At 57.6% G+C, this 4,501-nt stretch carries 4 protein-coding genes and 1 tRNA gene; 3 read left to right on the forward strand and 2 right to left on the reverse strand.

All coding sequences use genetic code 11. The annotated features are described in order from the left end of the window. A partial coding sequence (locus ABJK56_RS12975; RefSeq protein ID WP_347245091.1) for a sodium/proton-translocating pyrophosphatase occupies nucleotides 1-1,698 on the forward strand: 1,698 nt, incomplete at its 5' end. 88 nt (nucleotides 1,699-1,786) lie between these two features. Here ABJK56_RS12975 and ABJK56_RS12980 read toward each other — a convergent pair. Beyond that, nucleotides 1,787-2,359: an HD domain-containing protein gene (locus ABJK56_RS12980; protein WP_347245092.1), complete on the reverse strand. Its 573-nt coding sequence runs from the start codon at nucleotides 2,357-2,359 to the stop codon at nucleotides 1,787-1,789. 96 nt (nucleotides 2,360-2,455) lie between these two features. Then, nucleotides 2,456-3,403, reverse strand: coding sequence for a hypothetical protein (locus ABJK56_RS12985; protein ID WP_347245093.1), 948 nt, complete (start codon nucleotides 3,401-3,403; stop codon nucleotides 2,456-2,458). Between the two features lie 559 nt (nucleotides 3,404-3,962). On the opposite strand from ABJK56_RS12985, the gene ABJK56_RS12990 reads away from it, so the two are divergent. Both ABJK56_RS12990 and ABJK56_RS12995 read left to right on the forward strand, forming a co-directional pair. Then, a tRNA-Ala gene (locus tag ABJK56_RS12990) sits at nucleotides 3,963-4,035 on the forward strand. Between the two features lie 110 nt (nucleotides 4,036-4,145). Beyond that, on the forward strand, nucleotides 4,146-4,358 hold the full coding sequence (locus tag ABJK56_RS12995; protein WP_347245094.1) for a hypothetical protein: 213 nt from the start codon (nucleotides 4,146-4,148) through the stop codon (nucleotides 4,356-4,358). The last annotated feature ends 143 nt before the right edge of the window (nucleotides 4,359-4,501 follow it).

A 4,501-nucleotide genomic window follows, 5' to 3' on the forward strand; every position in this document is an offset into this window, starting at 1 on the left:
GGTGCTTTGGCGTTGGAGACGGCCAAGCTCAATTATCAGCTCGCAGCACTGTTTTTGCCCATTGTTCTGGCCGGCGTTGGCATTGCTCTTTCAGTGGTGGGGATCTACGCAGTTCGATCGGAAGAAGATGCCAGCCAGAAGACGCTGTTGAAGGCCCTGGGACGCGGGATCAACCTGTCCACCGCGCTTATTGCGGTGGCCACCTTCGTGTTCACGTACTTGCTCCTACCCGACTTCTGGACAGTGTCCCTGAGCGTCATCGTCGGTTTGGTGGCGGGCTGGCTCATCGGAAAATGGACCGAGTACTCCACCAGTGACGAATACCAACCCACCAAATTCATTGCCAGCCAGGCGCAGACTGGTCCGGCCACCGTTATCATCGCCGGCTTTGCCGAAGGGATGAAAAGCACATGGTTTCCGGTGATCGTGGTGGGCGTCGCCACCATCCTGGCCTTCGGCTTTGCCGCTCAGTTCCACTTCAATGATCTGAGCTGGTTCGCTATGGGGCTTTACGGCGTAGGTATCGCGGCGGTCGGGATGCTCAGCACCTTGGGCATCACTCTGGCGACCGACGCTTATGGTCCCATCGCCGACAACTCCGGCGGTAATGCCGAGATGTCGCACCTGGAGCCGGAGGTCCGTCAGCGTACGGACGCCCTGGACAGCCTCGGAAATACCACCGCGGCGACCGGTAAAGGCTTTGCCATTGGTTCCGCTGCGCTGACAGCCCTCGCCCTTTTGGCGGCCTATGTGGAAGAGGTTCGGGTGGGCTTCGATCGCTGGGCGCACTCGGCCCTCGTTCGGGCTGAACCGGGGTTATATAAATTATCTGATAAGTTCGTTGCGGAGGTCACAAACCAAAAAGACCGCAGCGGCAAGAACATTATCTACGGCTATCTGGCCTTCGGCAATGACATCATTGACCCGGCCGTCGCCGAAGATTGGTCCAAGCTGGATGCTTCCAAAGGTCCCCAGAAGGTACCCGACGGCATCCTGGAAAAGTTCACGGACCAAGTCAAAGGCATCCCGCGTGAACGGCTGCAGTTCGCCAAGACGAAGGCCCCGCTGATCCGGATCGACAGGGCCACAATGCCAGACTTTGCCAATTACTATGAAGCCCACCTGATGAATCCCAAGGTCCTCGTGGGCGTACTTATCGGCGCGATGCTGCCCTTCCTGTTCTGCTCTCTCACAATGAAGGCTGTGGGTCGGGCGGCTTACCGCATGGTGGAAGAGGTCCGACGCCAGTTCCGTGAAAAACCCGGTATCATGGAAGGCACCGAAAAGCCGGACTATGCCACGCCGGTGAGGATCAGTACCCAGGCCGCCCAGAAGGAAATGATCCTGCCCTCGCTGCTCGGTTTGGTTACCCCGGTGCTCGTGGCGCTGATTCTGGGCGTGACGGGCGTTCTCGGCCTGCTCATGGGGGCGCTGGCCTCCGGGTTCTGCATCGCCGTCTTCATGGCGAATGCCGGTGGTGCCTGGGATAACGCCAAGAAGCATATCGAACGCGGGGCGTACGGCGGCAAGGGCACCGATGCCCATAAAGCGGCCGTCGTGGGCGATACCGTTGGCGACCCGTTCAAGGACACCAGCGGTCCCAGTCTCAATATCCTCATTAAACTGATGAGCATGGTGAGCGTGGTCGTGGCGGGACTGGCTGTGCGCTACAGTCTCGCAGCCCTCGGTTGGTTCTGATATTTTGAGTTGCTCCCCAGATGGGAGCGAAGCCTTTGAACAACTGCGTCGAGGCGGCATTTCGAGCCGCCTCGACTTTTTCGATGCGCTATTCTTTCGCGAGTCGCTGAAGCTGCTCTACTCTTTCGGCCAGATCAAGAATAAGCGGATTTTGACTCGCCCGACGTAGCACAGACACAATTTCTCGGTAATACCACAGAGTTCCCTCGCGCCCGCCGCGAAAGTGCTGCCAGATTTCTGACCCGTACTGACGAAGGACCACCAGGAGGTTGTTGACGTTGTCCCACTTATCCGCGGCGACCACGAGCCGCACCGCCGAGTTGGCCTCGGCCAATCGCCGCAAGAAACGTTCTTTCCGTTCTCGCCAGGGGGGTTTGGGAAATTCGGTGGTGTCACTGCATTCCCGGACAATTCCCAAGACCCGCGGACCGAATCGCTGTTCAATCTCTTCCGCCAAACCGGGTCGGTTTTGATCTTCCAGTGAGTCATGCAGCAGCCCTGCGATGGCCTCGTCTTCGGTTCCCCCGTACTCCAGCACCAGTCCGCACACCCGCAGAAGATGGCCGACATAAGGAGTTTCTGTCACATTTCTGACCTGATGCCGGTGCACACTCACGGCAAATCGTAACGCTTCGTCGAAACGAGGAGTGAGTTCCAGCATCGCGCTTGAGTCTCCCGCTTACACAGGATGACGAGTGCCAAATGGAAAATATTTCTGGTGGACGCACGTGTGGCCAATTTTGGGCCCCAAGGTCATTTACGGAGCACCGCCTTCATACACGCTGAACTCTGCCCAAACCGGCAGGTGCTGCGCCACCTGTTGTGCTTGGGCGGCGGTCAAGCGGTATTGCCGCATCAGATCAACGATACCAAATCGCCCCGTATATTCGACGGTAGCTCTTCCGTCGAAGGCGATATTCGTACTGCTTTCGGTACCCGAAATGTTCGTCGGAAAGCCCGGATTGACGCAGACCACATCGGGGCTACGCAAGGCGACTTTCAGTTCTCGGTCCCCACATGCGAAAAAGCCGGCCAGGAGCACGTCATCTTCCCCACGTCCGTCATCCCGTACCGCCCGAAAGACATCATCCAGCAGTGACATTTCCTCCTCCACCGCAAAGGGATCCACGTGGACGCTCACCAGGGAGAAGGTGAACGCCTGTTCTGGTGGCACCCCCCTTGCCCGAAAGGCGGCCGTCAAGGGGACGCGTCGAAACCGCGGTCCCAGCGACTCGATCATGCGAACTGTGCTGCGATCCACTTCCACTGCCCGCATGTCAAAAATGATAACACTTCCTCTCGGCATTCCCAAACGAACAGGCTCCGGTACCGTCACATAACTGTAATACTGGTCTCCCTCTCGTACAGTATCGATAAGCGCAGCAACCACCGCCCGCTCGCGAAGGTCCACCCCCTGAAGAACGGTCATGTCGAATTGTCGAACAACCCCGGCGATCGCCCGCAGGACGCCGGATTCTGACGCTTTGACCATGTCCAGCGGGGTCACGTCCCACACGGCGATGCGAACCGTCTTCTGCACTTTGGCCGGGGGCAGCTCGGGGACCATGGGATTGGAGGACACTTCCTCTTTCTTTTGCCCGGTTGGCCAGCCAGTTGGCAAACGAAATTGTTGGAGCCGCGGAATGAGCAACCAGGCCGCGGCAATCCCTCCGATTAGTAAGACCAACGAGTACAATCTCGGCATCGGTGTGTCCGAGGACCTCGCCCGAAAATATTCCTACTTTTGTGGTCCGCCAAACGCTACAGGCATCCGAGCCCGGGCAGGAATAGGTAACAAAAAATGCCAGCGCATAATATGCCCGGACCCCTTGGGCATGCATCGGTCGAATGTGGATCGGCTCTGTAAAAAACAGCTGTCGCCGGCAGTTCCCGCACGATCGCGCCGAGCCATCAAGAGTGCAAACTTTCACTTCAGGCGATTGCGACAACTTTGGCGGAAAGAGAGAAATTTGCCTCTGAAAGAGCGCTTCCGTTGCCGGGCAGCCATCCCCGCCGGTATCGCTCCTGGAATCCGATCACCGGGATTCCCGGCTCTTGCCCCAGTCCTTCGCTCCTCCGCCGGATTTAGGATTTCCGTAAACCCCCAGCGGGGGACATTTCTATTCGTGAGAATGAGGGGAGATTTCCATTCATGGCTAGCATCGGTTGGAAGAGGTGGGGTTGTCGAATGACAGACGCCTCGATAGACTAAAATGAGGTAGCCGATGAGGCTGCCGCGGATTCCTTCTGGAATACCGCAAGTTGGGGGATTAGCTCAGTTGGGAGAGCGCTTGAATGGCATTCAAGAGGTCAGGGGTTCGAATCCCCTATCCTCCATCTGGCAGGTGCCCGGTTCCGCGAGGGCCGGGGGGCTTCCGTGCCGGACCGCCTATCACCACCTGCCAGTTTGTGTTGAAAAACGCTAGTCGTCCGTCTAGAATAAGGGCATGAGTACGATGCTTGAAAGCAAGGAACGATACTACTCTGTCCGAGAGCTGGCTAGGCGGCTCGGCGTGAGCAAATGTCGTGTTCATCAGATCATTCGCGATCGCAATGTGCGTACTGAACGGATCGCCAACATTTTGGTGATTCCAGAAAGCGAAGTGCAGCGATTGGAGCGAGAGGAAAGGCGACCAGGCCGACCTAAGTCACGGTGCTAATTGTAGTTGCGACAAATTCCGGCGCGAGCCGGATTTTCCTGTTGACAAACCCTAGACGATCGGATATATTAACAGCGTGATAAACGTCCGGCACCTTCTTAGCCGCCTCTCGCGGCGACTGAGCGGGTGCCCAATACGAAGAA

Source organism: Thermogutta sp. (genome assembly GCF_039793925.1).
In the GTDB taxonomy this organism is placed as follows: Bacteria; Planctomycetota; Planctomycetia; order Pirellulales; family Thermoguttaceae; genus Thermogutta.